General features: G+C 33.7%; 15 protein-coding genes. 2 read left to right on the top strand and 13 right to left on the bottom strand.

Annotated elements, in window-relative coordinates; all coding sequences use genetic code 11:
* The 8 genes from trmFO to ylqF form a co-directional block, all read right to left on the bottom strand.
* Window positions 1–952: FADH(2)-oxidizing methylenetetrahydrofolate--tRNA-(uracil(54)-C(5))-methyltransferase TrmFO (gene trmFO, locus CD128_RS08675; protein ID WP_103329577.1), on the bottom strand; the 952-nt coding region annotated here is incomplete at its 3' end.
* A gap of 20 nt (window positions 953–972) precedes the next feature.
* Window positions 973–3,042, bottom strand: a complete 2,070-nt coding sequence (gene topA / locus CD128_RS08680; protein WP_103329578.1) for a type I DNA topoisomerase — start codon at window positions 3,040–3,042, stop codon at window positions 973–975.
* Between the two features lie 200 nt (window positions 3,043–3,242).
* The gene (gene dprA, locus CD128_RS08685; RefSeq protein WP_103329579.1) at window positions 3,243–4,106 is read right to left on the bottom strand and encodes a DNA-processing protein DprA; all 864 of its coding nucleotides are present in this window, start codon (window positions 4,104–4,106) and stop codon (window positions 3,243–3,245) included.
* Between the two features lie 199 nt (window positions 4,107–4,305).
* Window positions 4,306–5,535: an aminoacyltransferase gene (locus CD128_RS08690; protein WP_103329580.1), complete on the bottom strand. Its 1,230-nt coding sequence runs from the start codon at window positions 5,533–5,535 to the stop codon at window positions 4,306–4,308.
* A gap of 209 nt (window positions 5,536–5,744) precedes the next feature.
* Window positions 5,745–6,650: a succinate--CoA ligase subunit alpha gene (gene sucD / locus CD128_RS08695; RefSeq protein WP_103297855.1), complete on the bottom strand. Its 906-nt coding sequence runs from the start codon at window positions 6,648–6,650 to the stop codon at window positions 5,745–5,747.
* A gap of 21 nt (window positions 6,651–6,671) precedes the next feature.
* The gene (gene sucC, locus CD128_RS08700; protein ID WP_103297856.1) at window positions 6,672–7,838 is read right to left on the bottom strand and encodes an ADP-forming succinate--CoA ligase subunit beta; all 1,167 of its coding nucleotides are present in this window, start codon (window positions 7,836–7,838) and stop codon (window positions 6,672–6,674) included.
* A gap of 111 nt (window positions 7,839–7,949) precedes the next feature.
* On the bottom strand, window positions 7,950–8,717 hold the full coding sequence (locus tag CD128_RS08705) for a ribonuclease HII (protein WP_103329581.1): 768 nt from the start codon (window positions 8,715–8,717) through the stop codon (window positions 7,950–7,952).
* Window positions 8,701–9,585, bottom strand: coding sequence for a ribosome biogenesis GTPase YlqF (gene ylqF, locus CD128_RS08710; RefSeq protein WP_103329582.1), 885 nt, complete (start codon window positions 9,583–9,585; stop codon window positions 8,701–8,703). The genes CD128_RS08705 and ylqF overlap by 17 nt, the downstream gene beginning before the upstream one ends.
* 239 nt (window positions 9,586–9,824) lie before the next feature.
* Here ylqF and CD128_RS08715 point away from each other — a divergent pair, with 239 nt between their 5' ends.
* Both CD128_RS08715 and CD128_RS08720 read left to right on the top strand, forming a co-directional pair.
* Window positions 9,825–12,416 carry a YfhO family protein gene (locus tag CD128_RS08715; protein WP_103329583.1) on the top strand — a complete coding sequence of 864 codons (2,592 nt, stop codon included), beginning with the start codon at window positions 9,825–9,827 and terminating at the stop codon, window positions 12,414–12,416.
* Between the two features lies 1 nt (window position 12,417).
* Complete coding sequence (locus CD128_RS08720; protein ID WP_103329584.1) at window positions 12,418–15,048, top strand: YfhO family protein; 2,631 nt, start codon at window positions 12,418–12,420, stop codon at window positions 15,046–15,048.
* A 107-nt stretch (window positions 15,049–15,155) separates the two neighbouring features.
* Here CD128_RS08720 and rplS read toward each other — a convergent pair whose 3' ends face one another.
* From rplS to ffh, 5 genes are all read right to left on the bottom strand, one after another.
* Entirely contained in the window at window positions 15,156–15,506 is a 351-nt protein-coding gene (gene rplS, locus CD128_RS08725; protein WP_103297861.1) for a 50S ribosomal protein L19, read from the bottom strand.
* A gap of 104 nt (window positions 15,507–15,610) precedes the next feature.
* Window positions 15,611–16,348, bottom strand: a complete 738-nt coding sequence (gene trmD, locus CD128_RS08730) for a tRNA (guanosine(37)-N1)-methyltransferase TrmD (RefSeq protein ID WP_103329585.1) — start codon at window positions 16,346–16,348, stop codon at window positions 15,611–15,613.
* Window positions 16,348–16,851 (bottom strand): ribosome maturation factor RimM, encoded by a 504-nt coding sequence (rimM, locus tag CD128_RS08735; RefSeq protein ID WP_103329586.1) that lies wholly within the window; start codon window positions 16,849–16,851, stop codon window positions 16,348–16,350. The genes trmD and rimM overlap by 1 nt, the downstream gene beginning before the upstream one ends.
* A 281-nt stretch (window positions 16,852–17,132) precedes the next feature.
* Window positions 17,133–17,408 carry a 30S ribosomal protein S16 gene (rpsP, locus tag CD128_RS08740; protein ID WP_103297864.1) on the bottom strand — a complete coding sequence of 92 codons (276 nt, stop codon included), beginning with the start codon at window positions 17,406–17,408 and terminating at the stop codon, window positions 17,133–17,135.
* Between the two features lie 253 nt (window positions 17,409–17,661).
* The gene (gene ffh, locus CD128_RS08745; protein WP_103329587.1) at window positions 17,662–19,032 is read right to left on the bottom strand and encodes a signal recognition particle protein; all 1,371 of its coding nucleotides are present in this window, start codon (window positions 19,030–19,032) and stop codon (window positions 17,662–17,664) included.
* Window positions 19,033–19,036 lie beyond the last annotated feature (4 nt).

The raw sequence follows: 19,036 nt of genomic DNA on the forward strand, positions 1-19,036 counted from the left end.
GTGAATTAATGAAAGTGTTTCTGTGCATTACACCGTATCTTACGATATCAACATTTTCTAAGCCTGGAATTAATCGGATAACTTCTTTTTGTGCGCCCCATTTTAAGTGCGTTTGGAAACCAACAATATTATAAAGTGTACCAGCCGCATCGTCTTGACGTAATTGTACAACTGCATATGGGCGTTTACCTGTTTTAGGGTCTTCAAGACCAACTGGTTTCATAGGTCCGAATAATAATGTTTTACGACCACGTTCAGCCATTACCTCAAAAGGCATGCAACCTTCGAAATATTTTTCTTTTTCAAATTCATTTGTTGGTGCAACTTCTGCTTCAAGAACTGCATCATAAAAACGGTTAAATTCTTCTTCAGTCATTGGACAGTTTAAGTATGCCGCTTCACCTTTATCATAACGTGATTTCAGATATACTTTGTCCATATCAATTGAATCTTTTTCAATAATAGGCGCTGCAGCATCGTAGAAGTATAATTGGTCTTTACCAGTAATATCTACGATTTCTTTAGCTAAGTTCTCAGTAGTTAATGGTCCAGTAGCAATGATTGTGTGGCCTTCTGGAATGCTATGAATTTCTTCATTTAATACAGTCACATTTGGATGATTTCTTAATGTATCAGTGATATATCCTGAAAAGTCATGTCTATCTACAGCTAAAGCGCCTCCTGCTGGTACTCTAGCTTTGTCAGCAGCTGCAATGATTAATGAGTCTAAGCGTCTCATTTCTTCTTTTAATACACCTACGCCGTTTGTTAATGCATTACCTCTCAATGAGTTAGAACATACTAATTCAGCAAATTTATCGGTATGATGCGCTGGTGTTTGTTTCACCGGACGCATTTCAATTAGGTTAACTTTAATTCCTCGTTGTGCTAATTGATAAGCAGCTTCTGAACCAGCTAACCCTGCACCAACTACGTTAACGGTTTGACTCATATTGATCCTCCTCAAAATTTTTATTTCTGAACTTCTTCTTTATAGTCACAATTTGAACAAATAACTTGAGAGCTACGTCCTTTCTTATGTTCCATGAGATAGTGATTACATTTTGGACAATCACGACCTACTGGTTTATCCCATGAAATAAAGTCGCACTCTGGATAATTTGAACAGCCATAGAATAATCTATTTTTCTTAGATTTTCTTTCTACTACATCTCCATTTTTACATTTAGGGCAAGTAACGCCAATTGTTTTAACAATCGCTTTTGTATTTCTACAATCAGGGAAATTAGAACAAGCCATAAATTTACCGTAACGGCCCATTTTAATAACCATTGGCGAACCACAGACTTCGCAATCTTCTCCAGCTGGTTCGTCTTTGATTTCAACTTTTTCCATTTCCTCTTCAGCACGTTCGACATCTAATTTGAAACTACCATAGAAATTATCAATTACTTTTCTCCAACCAATATCGCCTTCAGCAATTTTATCTAAAAGCGTTTCCATATTAACTGTAAATTCTACGTCTATGATTTCTGGGAAGTAATCTCTAACTTGTTCATACACAATTTCACCTAATTCAGTAGGTACAAATCGCTTACTTTCAAGTTTTACATAATTTCTTTTTTGAATTGTATCAATTGTCGGTGCGTACGTTGATGGTCTACCGATTTTCAATTCTTCTAATGTTTTTACTAGACGTGCTTCTGTATAACGTGGAGGTGGTTGCGTAAAGTGTTGTGAAGGTTCAATTTGTGTTGCAGTAACTTTATCGCCTTCACTTAATTTCGGTAATTTATTTTCTTTTTCATTTTCTTTATCGTCTTTAGCTTCAACATATAAAGTCATAAAGCCTTTAAATTTAATAGTTTGTCCATTAGCTCTAAACTTAATGTCATTTTGAGTAACGTCTAAAGCTATAGTATCTAAAATAGCTGGCGCCATTTGACTCGCTACAAAGCGTTCCCAAATTAATTTATATAAACGATGTTGATCACGAGTTAAACACGCTTTCATTTCGTCAGGCGTACGTAATGTACTTGTAGGACGAATTGCCTCATGGGCATCTTGGTCCCCTTGTTTGCCTTTAGCTGTACGGCGAGAAACATACTCTTTACCGTATTTGTCTTCAATATAATTTTTTGCTTCATCTTTAGCTGATTGAGAAATACGTGTAGAGTCTGTACGCATATAAGTAATTAAACCAACTGTCCCTTGTCTTTTTAAATCAATACCTTCATACAATTGTTGCGCAATCATCATTGTTTTACGAGCTTTAAAGTTTAATTTACGCGCCGCTTCTTGTTGAAGTGTTGAAGTTGTAAAAGGATTAGCTGGGTTTCTTGTTTTTTCCTTTTTGTTTACATTCGTAATTTCAAATTCATCGCCATTAAGTTCAGCAGTAATTTTTTCTACATCTTTCTTAGTCTTTAATTTAAACGGCTTGTTTTTATAATGTAAAAATTTCGCATTAAATTTCGATTTTTTATATCTAAATTCGCCTTCAATTGTCCAATATTCTTCTGGTTTAAAATTGCGAATTTCATTTTCTCTATCAATTACTAATCTTAATGCTACTGATTGTACGCGTCCTGCTGATAAACCTTTTTTTACTTTCTTCCATAATACTGGAGAAATGTTGTAACCTACTAATCTATCTAAAATACGACGCGCTTGTTGAGCATCTACTAAATCCATTTGAATATCACGTGGATGCTTAAAACTCTCTTTAACCGCGTCTTTTGTAATTTCATTAAATACTACTCTGTTTTCTTTTGTATCATCAAGTTCTAAAATTTTTGATAAATGCCAAGCAATCGCTTCACCTTCACGGTCGGGGTCACTCGCTAGGAAAACTTTTTTCGCTTTCTTAGCATATTTTTTTAAATCTTTAACTACGGGCCCTTTACCGCGAATAGTAATATATTTTGGTTCATAATTATCTTCTACATCGACACCCATTTGACTTCTTGGTAAGTCACGTACATGTCCCATAGAAGCTATAACTTTATATTTTTTACCTAAATATTTTTCAATGGTTTTAGCTTTTGCAGGCGACTCAACTATGACTAAATTATCTGCCAAAGTGAATTCCCCCTTGCTTTTTCAATTACTAAAGATAAATGATAAACGGTCGATTTTGATTTTGTCAATATTTAACTTTAATTAACTTCGTTTTTGATCATCATTTGAATTAGTTTCTATTAACATATAATATCAACTTATTTCACAATATAAATTATCATTTATAACAATTTTAGCAATTTTTTAAAAATTGACTATACTTAAAAATCATTCAATATATCTTTTGCTTCTGAAACTATCATTGCCCCTTCTTGAGCTCTTAGCAGGTTTCCTTTAGTTAATGGATTAAACATAGATCCTGGCAATACATACACATTTCTATTTTGTTCAATCGCACAATCAATCGTGATTTGGCTACCGCTTTTAATACCTGCTTCAGTAATTAAAACCCCTTTTGATAAACCACTAATTAGACGATTACGTTGTGGAAAGTGATACCTTGCAATATTAACACATGGTGGATATTCACTAATAACTAATCCTCTTTCTTCAATTATATATCGTAGTTTCTCAGTTTTTTTAGGATAGTGTTTTAAATGACCATGACCTAAAACTGCAATAGTAGGTAAATTAAACTTTAACGCGTAATGATGTGCTAAACTATCTGCACCTTTAGCTAGTCCTGAAACAATAGTAAGAGGAATATGAGTGAAATTTGAGAAGAGATACTGCATGGCGTGAGAGGAATATTGAGTGGCGGCGCGTGAGCCTACAACGCCTAAAGTATTAGTAGAAGACAGTAAATTGACATTTCCTTTATAAAATAAAATGAATGGATAATCATAAATTTGCTTAAGAAGCGGTGAATACGAAGAATTAAATGAAGAAATAAATTTCACATGGTGGCTTGCTAAATGTTCTATAATTTTATTGATGTTAACTTTGATAAATTGGTCTACAAGTTCTTTTTTGCTATAAAGCTTTTCCCATGTTCTTAAGGTATCTACTTGGTCTCTGAAAGAATAACTTAAATAATCAGGGTACAAATTTAGTAAATGATGAATTTGCTGTGTTGAATACCCAGCCCATCTAAGTTTTAATAAAACTATTTCGTTGTCTGTCATGATGCTTTCTCCTTTGTAACTATTATAGTACAAATTATTCATAGAAAAATTTCATTTGTGAGACAATTCACTTTAAAAATTAAATCTAAATTTAATGAGTAAAACCTCGCCTCTCCTTATGTAAACTAACCCTATTTTTCTCCTTAATAAAAAATTAAAGTAGAGATTTCTATTTCTTTCCTCTCTACGTCAATCTTCTTTATTTCTTATACAGTTTGTATAAAAATTGGTTAACAGGTTTAATAAAATCGCCTACATACTCTTCAACAAATGCATTAAAACCTTTTTTAAATTGTTGAACACCATAATCTTCTGCGTTTTTACCGAATTCTCCAGTTATTCCATAGAAATTATAGCGCGGTATTCCTTTCTCTTTTGCAAATAGAATCATGTCCCATTGTAATCGGTAAGCGCCCATAAATTCATTATACTTAGGATTAGAACCACTAGATAAATAGTACATTTCATGATTGTTGTATATAAATAAAGCAGCAGCTAAATCAAGTAAAGTACCGTCCGTCACTATTAATTTTTCAGTTTTGGTCACTTTATTACATACACTTTCTAATTGCTGTTTTAATTGCTGATATTTAGTTTTAGTTTTTTTCGAATTAGAATTAGTTTCCAATGATTTTTTCAATTCACTAATAGCAGCTTCTAGTTCTATCTTTTTATTTTTTAATGATTTTAAATACTTATTTAAATCAATATAAGCTAACTTTATACACGCTCTATCTCCATAAATTTCTAACATTTGCTTGAAATAAGGCTCTTCTTGAAAATGGAAACCATGTTTCTCTTCAGCCATGTGAAATAATCGATAAAATCTATTTGTTTCATTAATAGTTAAAGTTTTAACTTCAACATCCATTTCTAACGTTTTCGAAATGTTTCTTCTAGTTTGATATGACATATCTTGTAAGATTTGTTGTTCACTTTTATCTTGCAAATCTAAAATAGAATGCCATCGTATTTGACTCATATCTGAATAACCAGTTGTAAAACCTTGATGTTGATAGCCTAGACTCTCCATTACTTTGAACCACTGTTGATTATTAAAGCGTTCTAGTAGGTCTCCATCTGCATTTCGTATATTTTCCAAAACATAAGGGTCAACTAGTATAAAAATTCCTCTGCGTCTACGGACATATCGAGTTAAATTCTTAAAGAAAAATTCGACTAATTCTGTATTAGAATAATCCATTACTGGACCACGGTGCGTATAAAAATATTTAAAAACTTTCAACGCACGAGCATCAGTTAATAAGCATGCGGCTATTACCTTTCCAGCTTCTTTAACGCCTACTAAATGAACGCCTTTATTATGTGTAATTCGATATTGGTATAAATCTGTTGATTGAGTATAATGAGAAAAATGTTGTTCAACGTAGTCTTTAAACTCATCAGGGGTAAGTGATGTAAATTTCATAGGTGTTTAACTCTCTTTCAATTATATTGCTAAGTTTCAAAATTTTTATCTTTTGCCATGTTGGATAGTTTGCTGGATAGCCATCACAAACATATATGATAAAAAAATTATAATATATATATTATAAGTTAAAGTCCTATTTTAAACGCAAAAAAGCCTAGACTCCACCAATTTGGAATCTAGGCTATCAAATTTGAAATGATATCAAATTATTTTACTGTTAATAATTCTTCATAAATGCCAGCTTCTTTAGCTGCTTCGATTAAAGTTGTACCGATTTCTGAAGGTGTATCTGCAGTTTTAACACCACAATCGTTTAATGTTTTAATTTTTTCATCTGCAGTACCTTTACCGCCAGAAATAATCGCACCAGCATGGCCCATACGTTTACCTGGAGGAGCAGTTTGTCCACCAATGAAACCTACTACTGGTTTCTTCATGTTAGCTTTAATCCATTCAGCTGCTTCTTCTTCAGCTGTACCACCGATTTCACCGATCATTACGACTGCTTTAGTTTCTTCATCTTCATTGAATGCTTTAAGAACATCGATGAAGTTTGTACCGTTAACTGGGTCGCCACCGATACCTACAGCTGTAGTTTGACCAATACCTTCTTCAGTTAATTGATGTACAGCTTCATAAGTTAATGTACCAGAACGTGAAACTACGCCTACATGACCTTTTTTGTGGATATATCCAGGCATGATACCGATTTTACATTCATCAGCTGTGATAACACCTGGGCAGTTTGGTCCTACTAAACGTGTTTTTCTACCTTCTAAGTAACGTTTAACTTTAATCATGTCAATAACTGGAATATGTTCTGTAATACAAATTACCATATCTAAGTCAGCATCAGCCGCTTCTAAAATTGAATCTGCAGCAAATGGTGCTGGAACATAAACAACTGATACGTTAGCGCCTGTTTCTTCTTTAGCTTCTGCTACTGTATTGTATACTGGCACGCCTTCAACGACTTGTCCGCCTTTACCCGGTGTTACACCAGCAACGATTTGTGTGCCATAATCAAGCATTTGTTTTGTATGGAAAAGGGCAGTAGACCCTGTAATACCTTGTACCATTACTTTAGTATTCTTATCTATAAATACACTCATCTTAGTGTTCCCATCCTTTCCTTACGCTTCTTTAACAAGTTTAACAATTTTTTGTGCGCCTTCAGCCATTGTAGCTGCTGGTTCGATTGCTAATCCTGAATCGTTTAAGATTTGTTTACCACGTTCAACGTTAGTACCTTCTAAACGTACAACTAAAGGTAAAGTTAAGTCTACTTCTTTAACTGCTGCTACGATACCTTCAGCGATAACGTCACATTTCATGATTCCACCGAAGATATTTACAAAGATACCTTTAACATTGTCATCACCTAAGATGATTTTGAATGCTTCAGTAACTTTTTCTTTAGTAGCGCCGCCCCCAACGTCTAGGAAGTTAGCTGGATTTCCACCAAAATGATTAATCGTATCCATTGTGGCCATAGCTAAACCAGCACCGTTAACCATACAACCGATATCTCCATCTAATGCGATGTAAGATAAGTCATATTTAGATGCTTCAATTTCTTTTGGATCTTCTTCTTCTAAATCACGTAATTCTTGAATATCTTTATGTCTAAATAAAGCATTGTCATCAAAGTTAAGTTTCGCATCTAGAGCTAAAACGTCGCCGTCACCAGTTGTTACTAATGGGTTAATTTCAACGATAGAGCAATCTTTTTCTACAAATACATTGTATAAAGAAAGTAAAAATTTCGCTGCTTTATTAACTGATTCTTTAGGAATGTTAATATTGAAAGCAATACGACGTGCTTGGTATGGTGATAAACCTACAACTGGGTCAATTGTTTCTTTAAAGATTTTTTCTGGTGTTTTAGCAGCTACTTCTTCAATTTCAGTACCGCCTTCTTCAGAAGCCATTAAAGTAATACGATCAGTTGCGCGGTCAATAACGAAACCGACATAATATTCTTTTTGAATATCGCAACCTTGTTCGATGTATAAACGTTTTACTTCTTTACCTTCTGGGCCAGTTTGATGTGTAACTAATTGTTTCCCTAATAATTCATTAGCGTAAGTTTCAACTTCAGATAGTGATTTAGCAATTTTAACACCACCTGCTTTACCTCTACCCCCAGCGTGGATTTGTGCTTTTACCACATAAACATCTGAGTCTAATTCTTTCGCCTTTTCTACTGCTTCTTCAGCAGTGAATGCAACGCGTCCTTCTGGAACTGCTACGCCCATAGAACGAAATATTTCTTTACCTTGATACTCGTGGATATTCATCTTCCATCCTCCTGTTTCTTAGGTTAAGTTCATTTTTAATTATAAAAAATGAAAGCGCTATTGTAAACTGAAACTGTTTCACTTTTTGCAATAAATTTAAAATTCAAATAATTACAACATAGATTTCACTGGTTCAAAGCTCTTGCGATGATAAGGCGTAATACCTAACTGATTCAACCCTTTAAGATGGGCTTTCGTGCCGTAGCCCACATTTTTATCAAAATCGTAACCAGGATATGCTTCAGCAATTTCTTTCATTAATGTATCTCGATATTCTTTAGCCATAATACTTGCAGCCGCTATCGATACACTTTTAGCATCCCCTTTAATAATTGAAGTTTGGGGAATGGAATTATCTAAAGTCATCGCATCAATTAACAAGTGATCAGGCTGATGCTTTAATTGTGCAATGGCACGTTCCATCGCTACTTTTGTTGCATTATAAATATTTAATTGGTCGATTTCTTCTGCACTTGCTATGCCATATGCATAATCTAATACGCCTTCTTTAAGTTGTTGATTTAACAACTCGCGTTTTACAGCTGAAACTTTTTTTGAATCATCTAATCCTAAATATTGATGCCCCGGATTGAGTATGACAGCGCAAGCCACTACAGGTCCTGCTAATGGCCCGCGTCCCACTTCATCTATCCCACAAATTAATGCTTCAGGATGTCTTTCAAGCAATTCATTCTCATACTTATTCATAACTTGATAATGCTGAATGATTTCTTGTTCTTTTAAAAGTTGTTTGCGACGTTGGGCAATACTTTGTTGCACGCCTTTACGACTATCAGCATTTAATTCGTGGTTGTCTAATTCTTCAATATCTGTGATTGTGGCTAGTAATGCTTTAACTTCTTTAATTGTTTGCATCATCGTTTAACTCACTTTTCATTTCAGCATATAAGTCAAAGCAATAAGTGCCAATTTTAGCATTACGTACATCGTTAATAATTAATTCAATAACCGCTTCATAATCCACTTCATTACCACGTTGTAATAGACCTCGACGTCGACCAATAGCATCGAACCATTCTAGCATTTCAGCATCTTCAGGCACATCAATTTTATAATGTTGTTTGAATCCTTCTAAATCATGTTTAATCAAGAATTCTAAACCATAAATCGCCACTTCATCTAAATGTACAATACTATCTTTAATCGCACCCGTTAAACTTAATTTCTTACCTACTAATTCATCTTCGAATTTAGGCCAAAGGATCCCTGGTGTGTCTAATAATTGTAGTGATTGACCCACTTTAATCCATTGTTGTTGCTTAGTCACGCCAGGCTTATTTCCTGTTTGAGCGATATTCTTTCTAGCTAATTTATTAATAAGCGTTGATTTCCCCACATTTGGAATGCCTACAATCATGGCACGAATGGCACGTGGCTTTAATCCTTTTGCTTTTTCTCTTTCAAATTTTTCTTTAGTCGCTTCAATAGCCGCTGTTTCTACGTTTTTTAAATTTTTACCGTGCTTAGCATCAAACGCTACAGGATAGTAACCTTTATCTACAAAGAAATGCTCCCATTTTTGCATTTCATTTAAATTAGCCATATCTTTTTTATTGAGAATAACTACTCTTGGTTTTTGCTTAATGACATCGTCGATCATTGGATTTCGTGAACTATATGGAATACGTGCATCTACTAATTCAAAGACAACGTCCACTTTTTTTAATTGTTCCGTAACCTCTCTTTTGGCTTTTGCCATATGGCCTGGATACCATTGTATTGGCATATTCATTCACCTTACTTTCATTAATTTTATGTCGATTTCAACTTTTTGATTATACTTGAAAATTAAAACCTTCACCACTAATCATGTACGTTCTCTATCATTTTATCATTCGTGTTTAATATGCGTGAACTATTAGTGGTTATATTACTTTATCAGCATGCTCAAATTACTTTATTCCTATCCACGAATAGCCTACAATTTAATTATGAAAATGATTTAAAATACGTTAGAGGTTAAATATGAAGAAATTTCTAATACATATATGCTTATTCTTAGCGCTTGCTTTAATTGGCCATAGCTACATTATTTACCGCTTCATTCATGATGGTATTTTATTTACTGGACCGAATGACGGTATGGAGCAAATGGTCCCTATTCAAATGTATTTATTTGAGAAGTGGAGTCATGGCAATCTATTTTATGCTACGGATTTTGGTTTGGGTGGAGACTTTTTCACTGACTTAAGTTATTACTTCTCTACTAATTTATTATTTATTTTAAACGTTATTATTATATTGATAATAAAATCTTTCATGACGTTACATACGCAAGATTTAATGTTTTGGATGATTGATGCCCTAATTATGTCAATTATCAAAGCAGCCATTGCTATGTATTGTACTTATTTATATAGTAAATGGATTTCTAAAAATAAATGGCTAAGTTTAATCATGGCCTTTTTATTTGTCATGTCACCCCTATACTATCGTTTTACCGTTTATTGGCCATTTTTCAGTGATGTCTTTATCTGGATGCCACTTCTACTATTGTCAATTGAACGTGTATTACAGAAGCGGAAATTTGGTTTATTCATAGTGACTGTCACACTTCTATTAATCAACAATTTCTATTTCGCTTATTATTTATGTTTAATAGGTGCAGGTTACATATTAATACGCATTATATTAAGACATCCTAAAGATATGATTTCACGTGGAAAAGCCCTATTATTACTAGTTATAAGTGCATTATTAGCGCTTGGTAACAGTTTATTTATTTTCTTCCATGGCGCGCAAAGTTTTTTAAACAACCGACGTATTCCTTTTTCAGGTGACGTCCCTGCTTTTGAAAAATTAGACATTAATACTAATGTATTTTTTGATAATTATCTTATTGTCATATTGTTTATTACAATTCAAGCTTTATTATCGTTTAAATTATATAAACATTATTACTATCGCCTGTTTGCGATACTGACATTTATTTTCATTATATGTAGTTTTATTCCATTTGTGGATCAAGTGTTCAATGGCTTTTCTGCACCACAAAAACGCTGGCACTTTATTCTAGCGTTCAATTCGGCAATCTTAATCGGTCTATTTCTAAAATATTATCGTACGTTAAGCCTTAAAACGTATATACTCTCTAACCTTATAGCTGAAATAGTTATTTTTAGTAGTGCCATTGTATATCATAAATTCGTAGCTTGGTTAATTCTTGTTCCAATGGTTTCAATTATAGGTTTAATCATTTTATTGATAAAAGATAAATCCTATCGTATAAAGTTAAATTATATATATGGAATATCCATTATCTTATTAAGTATTGTAGTATCTATTGTATTTATAAATAATCAAATTTATTTTAAAGATCACCGAGATCGTGCCAATACGTTTTATGTTAATTCAAGTTTATATAGTTCCGATTTACAACGCGCACTTGTTAGAGAAATGGTGAATGATAAACAAGAAGATGAGCGTATAGATTGGCGCGTCAATGAGCAAGACAATACACCGATGTATCAACATTTTAAAGGTTTAAGTCTGTATTCCAGTATCTTCCATCATAATATTCTTGATTTCTATTACGATGCCTTGAAGATTAATTTAGCTGAAGAATCATTGAGTCGCTATCAATCTATTAATGGTCGTCAAAATCTCGCAAGTTTATTCTCTATTCGTTATATAATGTTAAAAGAATATCAAGGTAATTTGCCTGCGTATTTTCAAAAAATAAAAACGAGCGGACAATACACAATATACGAAAATAAACTTAATCTCCCGTCAGTAAAAGTGACAAACAATATTTATAATAGTAAAAGCTTAACTACAGCAATAGATAGAGAACATGCGATGCTAGATGGCGTCATTATGGAAGACAAAGGGGCTAAGTATACTGCTAAAGCGCCTGACTTACTTAATAAAGTAGACATGCAAACTCATAACATCAAGAAGCTCGGCAAACATAAATATAAAGTTGTAGGCGGTAAAGGGGGCACTATCACTTTACATGTACCTACTTCATTACGTAATAAGTACGACGATTTCTATCTTACAATGATGATTAAACGCGGCAATCCGGATAGTAATTATACGGTTGCGGTAAATAATTATGCGAACCATCGTCTATTCAATAATTCAACGTACCGTACAGGCGTAGATACACAACTTTACCGTACACAACCTGATAAAAACGGTAATATTACTATCATGTTATCTCCAGATGGCGAATTTAATATGAAGTTACTCGATTTAAATGGGGAAAATTATGATACGCTTAAACAGGCTTATCAACATAAAAATCATAGTAATTATACAGATATTAAAAATGGTATTGAAGTTCATTTAGATAAACATCGTAAAGGAATAGCTTCTATCAATATACCTTATCGAGATGGCATGCGTGCCTATGTTGATGGGAAGCACGTTAATCCGGTAAAAGTGAATTATATGATGACAGGCGTTCCTGTCAATGCATCCGCTAAAACGATTACCATTAAGTATCAACCACCTTATTGGAATACGATCATATTCATTTCTTTAATTAGTATGATCATAAGCTTCATATTTGTAAGACTTAACAATTCAAAAAAGAGAAAGATGAGGAAATAAATTGATTAAGAAAGTTTGGACTAAACCATTATGGACATTTGGATTCATTTTTATCGTTGCTAATTTGGTGTCTTTAGCAATTTATTATCCATTTATACGCGATTATTTTAGAGAGGGATATGTGTTTAGTGGTTCTGGCGATGGTTTCAGACAAATGATGCCTTTTCAGCTCTATTTATATGAGCATTTTACTCAATTCAAAGGGTTCTATGACCAATCCTTTGGTTTAGGGGGAGATTATGTTAAAGGGCTTGCTTATTATTACTCCCTTTCCCCTATTATGTGGGTTAATTTTATCTTTGTTTGGCTTGGAGAGACCTTATTTAATTGGAATCCCCATCAAATTGATTTTTGGCCACTTAACCAATTGATTGTTGCATATATCAGAACAATTATTACATTTATCTGTGCATTTTATTGTTTTAGATGGTTAAAATTAAAACCCGCACCATTATTAATAGCGACTATCTCATATGGTGCTTCAACGCTTATACTTTATTACAATTTTACTTGGTCATTTTATGGTGATTTATTGATTTTCTTACCATTATCAATATGGGGAATGGAACGTTTCTTCCAACAACGAAAAATTGGCTTATTTATATTTTCAGTTGCGTTAACTTTATTTTCTAATTTTTACTTTAGCTATTATCAAGCGATAGTATTAGGAATATATTTCTTATTACGACTGATTTTTAAATACCGCTACGATATCGTCACACGTTGGCAGAAGTTTTATCTACTTGCTTGTGGCGCAATTTTAGCGTTACTTTCTAGTATTTTAGGTTTCTATACTGGCGTATCGTCATTTTTAAATAATGATAGACAGCAGAATAATGAATTTAACATTTCGTTATTTACTGATTTAACTCAAAATAAATATTACATATTCTCAAACGGTTTTTATATCACAGTGTCAATTATTGCACTAGTCGCATTATTATCGTTTAAATTATACAAACATTACTATTATCGTATTTTTGCTATCATAACGTGGTTTTTATTAATTGGTTCACTTTCCCAATACTTTGATAGTGCGTTTAATGGTTTCTCATTACCACAACGTCGATGGGTTTATTTCTTATCACTATCAACTAGTGTGTTAATTGCTTTATTTATCCAACATTTATCAGAATTATCGATAAAACATTATCTATTTGCTGCAGTACCAGTCTTCATTTTCGGCATACTTAAATTAATCTTTGCTGAAGGCTATGTTCACTGGATGGTCGTACCTTTAGCTTTAATGATTATACTTGCTTTCTTAATTTGGAAGAAAAAGTGGTTACATCATCCTTCAATATTGGTAGCAATCGTTCTTATCTTCGTCGTACAACAAGTGGTTTTAACGCATGATTCAAGAGCGCGTACGATTGATCCGTATGCCACTACAATAAACACAGTTCATGATCCTAGTTATCATAATAAAGCGCTTGCTAACAAGATTAATCGTATTAATGATACGAGTTCCAATCCATTCCATCGTATTGACTACATGTCGATGTACGCTTTAAATTCACCATTTATTTATCATTATAATGGTATATCCTTATATTCCAGCATTTTCGATGGAAGTATCTTAAACTATTATGATAAATTAATGCAAATCAATATGCCGGTGGATAAGAATAGTACCTATCGTTATTTAGGTAATCGCGCGAATTTAGAAGCTATGTGGGATGTTCAAGACCGCTTCCGTCACCCTGATGATTTGAACATGCCTTATGGTTTTGAAAAGGCAGAGACAATCACAGAGGGCAAAGATACATTACTTCATTCGACTAACAAAATAGATTATCCAGCTGCACATGTTACTGATAAGATTTACAATGCTAGTGACCTTAAATCGCCTTTAGATCGTGAACAAGCCATGTTACAAGGCGTCGTGCTTGATGATAACTCTAAAAAGGCAAACGCTTCATTCAAGCGTAATGACAATCTACTTGGCGAAGCGGAAGAATCATTAAATAATGCCACTTGGCAAAATAAAAATCATCTTAAAGTCACGAAAGATGATGGTGGCGTAACCTTATCACTACCACAATCCATCGCAGATAAATATAAAGATATGTATGTGGAAATGGATGTAGAATTATTAGCACCTGATAAAGCACATAGTGTTGGTGTGAATGAATATACTCAAAACCGTAATGAATTAAGCTATAAATATCGTCGTTTTGTTACCCCAGTGACAATGAGAGTGAAATCATCTGATAAGTTAAATATTCACCTTTCAAAAGGAAATTATCGCTTATCTATAAAAGGTATTTACGGTGAAGATTACGATACCTTAAAACGTGCTTCAAAAGAATTAGAGCCTGTGAAAGTAAAAGACAATAGAAATGGTTTTACTATTACAAAATCTAAAGGTACTTCAGGTTATGTCGTTTTACCAACTGTATATGCAGATGGTATGAAAGCCAAGGTTAATGGCAGAGATGTTAAAGTTGAAAAAGCAAATGGTATCATGACTGCAATTCCAGTTAATAAAAATGATACACATATTCGTTTAACGTATACACCGCCTCACTTATTCATTTTAATCATATTAAGTGTAATCGGAATAATAGGTAGCGTAATATTTAGCCTATGGGTAAAACGTAAAGGCTACCAATCTTCAAAACATCATTAACACAAAAAAGACTTCCACTCTGGCATAAAGCCATGAGTTGGAAGTCTTTTTTATTAAGATATGCGTTGTGACTAACCCATACCTTTGTCATATCTTCAGTATGCTGATTAACGAATTTCTTGGATTCTAGCAGCTTTACCACGTAAACTACGTAAGTAGTATAATTTAGCACGACGTACTTTACCACGACGTTTAACTTCGATTTTTTCGATTTTTGGAGTGTGTAATGGGAATGTACGTTCCACACCTACACCTGAAGAAATTTTACGAACTGTGAAAGTTTCTGAAATTCCTCCACCACGGCGTTTGATTACAACACCTTCGAATACTTGGATACGTTCACGTGAACCTTCCACGATACGTACGTGTACACGTAAAGTGTCACCAGTACGGAAAGCTGGTAAGTCTGTGCGTAATTGTGATTTAGTTACTGCTTCGATTAACTTATGATTACTCATTTTTATACTCTCCTTCAACCTATGTTCTTGCCTCGACATACATATAGCAGCGGATCATAGTGATTTTTAGTGTCTTTTCACACTTGATATATATTAGCATACAACTAATCGTTTTTCAATTGCTTTTTATAGCTTTCTAAAATTTCTTTATCCTTATCAGTAAGTGGATACTGTTCCAATAAATCAGGACGCTTATTATAAGTACGAATTAATTTTTGTTCATGACGCCACTTTTCAATATTAGCATGATTACCAGACAATAATACATCTGGCACCATCATGTTATTAAACTCTCTTGGACGCGTATATTGCGGAAATTCTAACAAACCGTCTGAGAAAGAATCATCTTGGTGAGATTGCTCATTACCTAGCACACCAGGAATCAAACGCACAATCGCATCCGTCATCGTCATCGCAGGTAACTCGCCTCCTGTTAAGACGTAATCACCCATTGAAATTTCATCCGTAACAAGATGCTCGCGAATACGTTCGTCATAGCCTTCGTAATGTCCACAGATAAAAACAATATGTTCTGCTTCGCTAAGTTCTTGTGCTATTTCTTGTGAAAATGGACGCCCTTGAGGACACATTAATATCACACGCGTATGCTCATCACGTTGAATATCTTCCATAGCATTAAATACAGGTTCTGGTTTTAGCACCATGCCTTGACCGCCACCAAATGGATAATCATCTACTTGGTTATGTTTATTGACAGCATAATCTCTGAAATTAATAGTATTCACATTAATAATATTTTTATCTTGTGCTCTTTTTAAAATAGAATGGTTAAGTACACCATCAAACATTTCTGGAAATAATGTTAAATAATCAATCTTCATTAGTCTAACAATCCTTCCATTGGCGTAATTCGAATTGATTTATTTTCAACATCAACTTCTTTAACTACATCGGCAATATAAGGAATAAGATATTCTTTGTCGCCTTTCACTACCCACACATCATTCGCACCTGTTTCAAAAATGTTGATTACTCGACCGATTGGCGTATCTTCATCATCAAATACTGTACATCCAATGATGTCTGAATAATAAAATTCATTCTCTTCTAATTCTATATCTTCATGATCACGTTCTTGATATAAATAGTCTCCCTTATATTGTTCAACATCATTAATATTATTTATACCTTCAAATTTAAGCATGTGAAAGCCTTTATGCACACGATAAGAAGTAACGGTTAACGCTATTTCATTATTATTATGTTTTACTATTAATGTTTCTCCCGGTTGAAAACGTGTTTCCGTAAAATCTGAATTGGATTTCACTTTCACTTCACCTTTAATTCCGTGTGTGTTAACAATCTGTCCCACTTCAACTTCCATATTGCGTCCCTCCTAATACATTAAGTTCATTTCTTACATAGTATCATGATTTTTTGTTAAATAAAAAGACGCCACGAAGGGCGCCTTTTGTAGTAAAACATCCGCTAATTATTTAGCTCAGACTGTAGATAAACAATTTCACTCTTTGTCACCTTATGCGTGCCTAGGTCATCATTTACCCGTAGTAAACTCCCGTCGTTACGCATTTCGTTTCCTCGATTGACAAGGGTTTTCAAACAGTCTTTCTACTTTACAATTATTTTGTCGACAAATTTAACTAATTATTTAGCTTTCTTTTGTTCGTCAAAAGTTTTTAAAATACCTTGTTTAGATAAGATATTGTGAACTGTATCAGTTGGTTTAGCACCGTCTTTTAACCATTTTAAAGCTAATTCTTCGTCGATTTTAACTTCTGGTGCGTTAACGCTAGCTGGGTTGTAAGTACCGATTTGTTCGATAATACGACCGTCACGTGGAGCACGTGCGTCAGCTACAACGATACGATAGAATGGATTTCTTTTTGAACCTAAACGAGTTAAACGAATTTTAACTGCCATATATAAAACTCTCCTTTAAATCTTTTACTTTTTATTTTCTACAAGAAATAATATTAACAGTTCAATCAAACTTTGTAAAGACTTTTTTCTTTACCAAATCTAGGTTTTTTCAAAACCGTAGATTTGGTTATGCCTGAGCTTCAGCTCAGGCGAACCTTTGAAATTAGATTTATAAAATAAACCGCAAACCTATACCCTTGCAACACAAAATATCGAATTCCTACTCATAAGGAATTCGATATTTTCGTTGCTATTAAAATGGTAAGTTCATGCCTTTAAGCATATTTTCCATTTGACTACGTTTACCTTTTTTACCTTTACGTCCGCCACCAGTGAATTGTTTCATCATTTTCTTCATATCGTTAAATTGTTTCATTAATCGATTTACTTCTTGTAAAGAACGACCTGAACCTTTAGCGATACGTTTTTTACGTGAAACGTTTAAACTTGCTGGGTTTTCTCTTTCACTTGGTGTCATTGATTGAATGATTGCTTTAATATGATCGATTTGTTTATCGCTCATATTTAATTTATCGATACCTTTCATTTTATTCATACCAGGTATCATTTTCATAATGTCATCAAGTGGACCTAAGTTTTTAACTTGATCTAATTGTTCTAAGAAATCATCTAATGTGAATGATGATTCACGCATTTTCTTTTCTAAGTCTTTCGCTTTTTCTTGGTCGACGTCTTGTTGAGCCTTTTCAATAAGACTTAGAACGTCACCCATACCAAGAATACGAGATGCCATACGTTCAGGATGGAATAGTTCTAAACCGTCCATCTTCTCACTCATACCGACAAATTTAATTGGTTTCTGAGTAACGGAACGAATTGATAGCGCAGCACCACCACGAGTGTCACCATCTAATTTAGTTAAAGTAACGCCTGTCACATCTAGTTGGTCATCGAATGATTGTGCAACGTTAACGGCATCTTGACCTGTCATTGCATCGACAACTAACATAATTTCATTTGGTTTAGAAATTTCTTTAACTTCTTGAAGTTCGTTCATTAATGCTTCATCGATGTGTAAACGACCAGCTGTATCGATGATTACGAAATCGAGATGTTCTTCTTTCGCATGACTTAAGGCATTCTCAACAATTTGTTGTGGTTTAACTTGATCCCCTTCACTATATACGGGTACATCAAGTTGTTTACCTACTGTTTGTAATTGGTTAATCGCTGCTGGACGATAAATATCGGCAGCTACTAACATTGGCTTTTTATTGTATTTTTTACGCATTAATAATGCTAATTTACCAGCAGTTGTCGTTTTACCGGCACCTTGTAAACCTACCATCATTACTACTGTTGGTGGCTTATTTGCCATATTTATAGATGTATTTTCTCCACCCATTAGTTGTGTTAATTCATCTTGTACAATTTTTATGACTTGTTGACCAGGTGTTAAAGATTGCATTACGTCTGAACCCAAAGCACGATCAGATACAGTCTTAACGAAGTCTTTAACTACTTTAAAGTTAACATCGGCTTCAAGTAATGCGAGACGTACTTCACGCATCATTGTTTTAATATCCGCTTCTGTGACTTTACCTTTACCACGGATTTTTTGCATCGTGGCTTGCAAGCGATCGGATAATCCTTCAAATGCCATGTTA

Source organism: Staphylococcus croceilyticus, from assembly GCF_002902575.1.
In the GTDB taxonomy this organism is placed as follows: Bacteria; Bacillota; Bacilli; order Staphylococcales; family Staphylococcaceae; genus Staphylococcus; species Staphylococcus croceilyticus.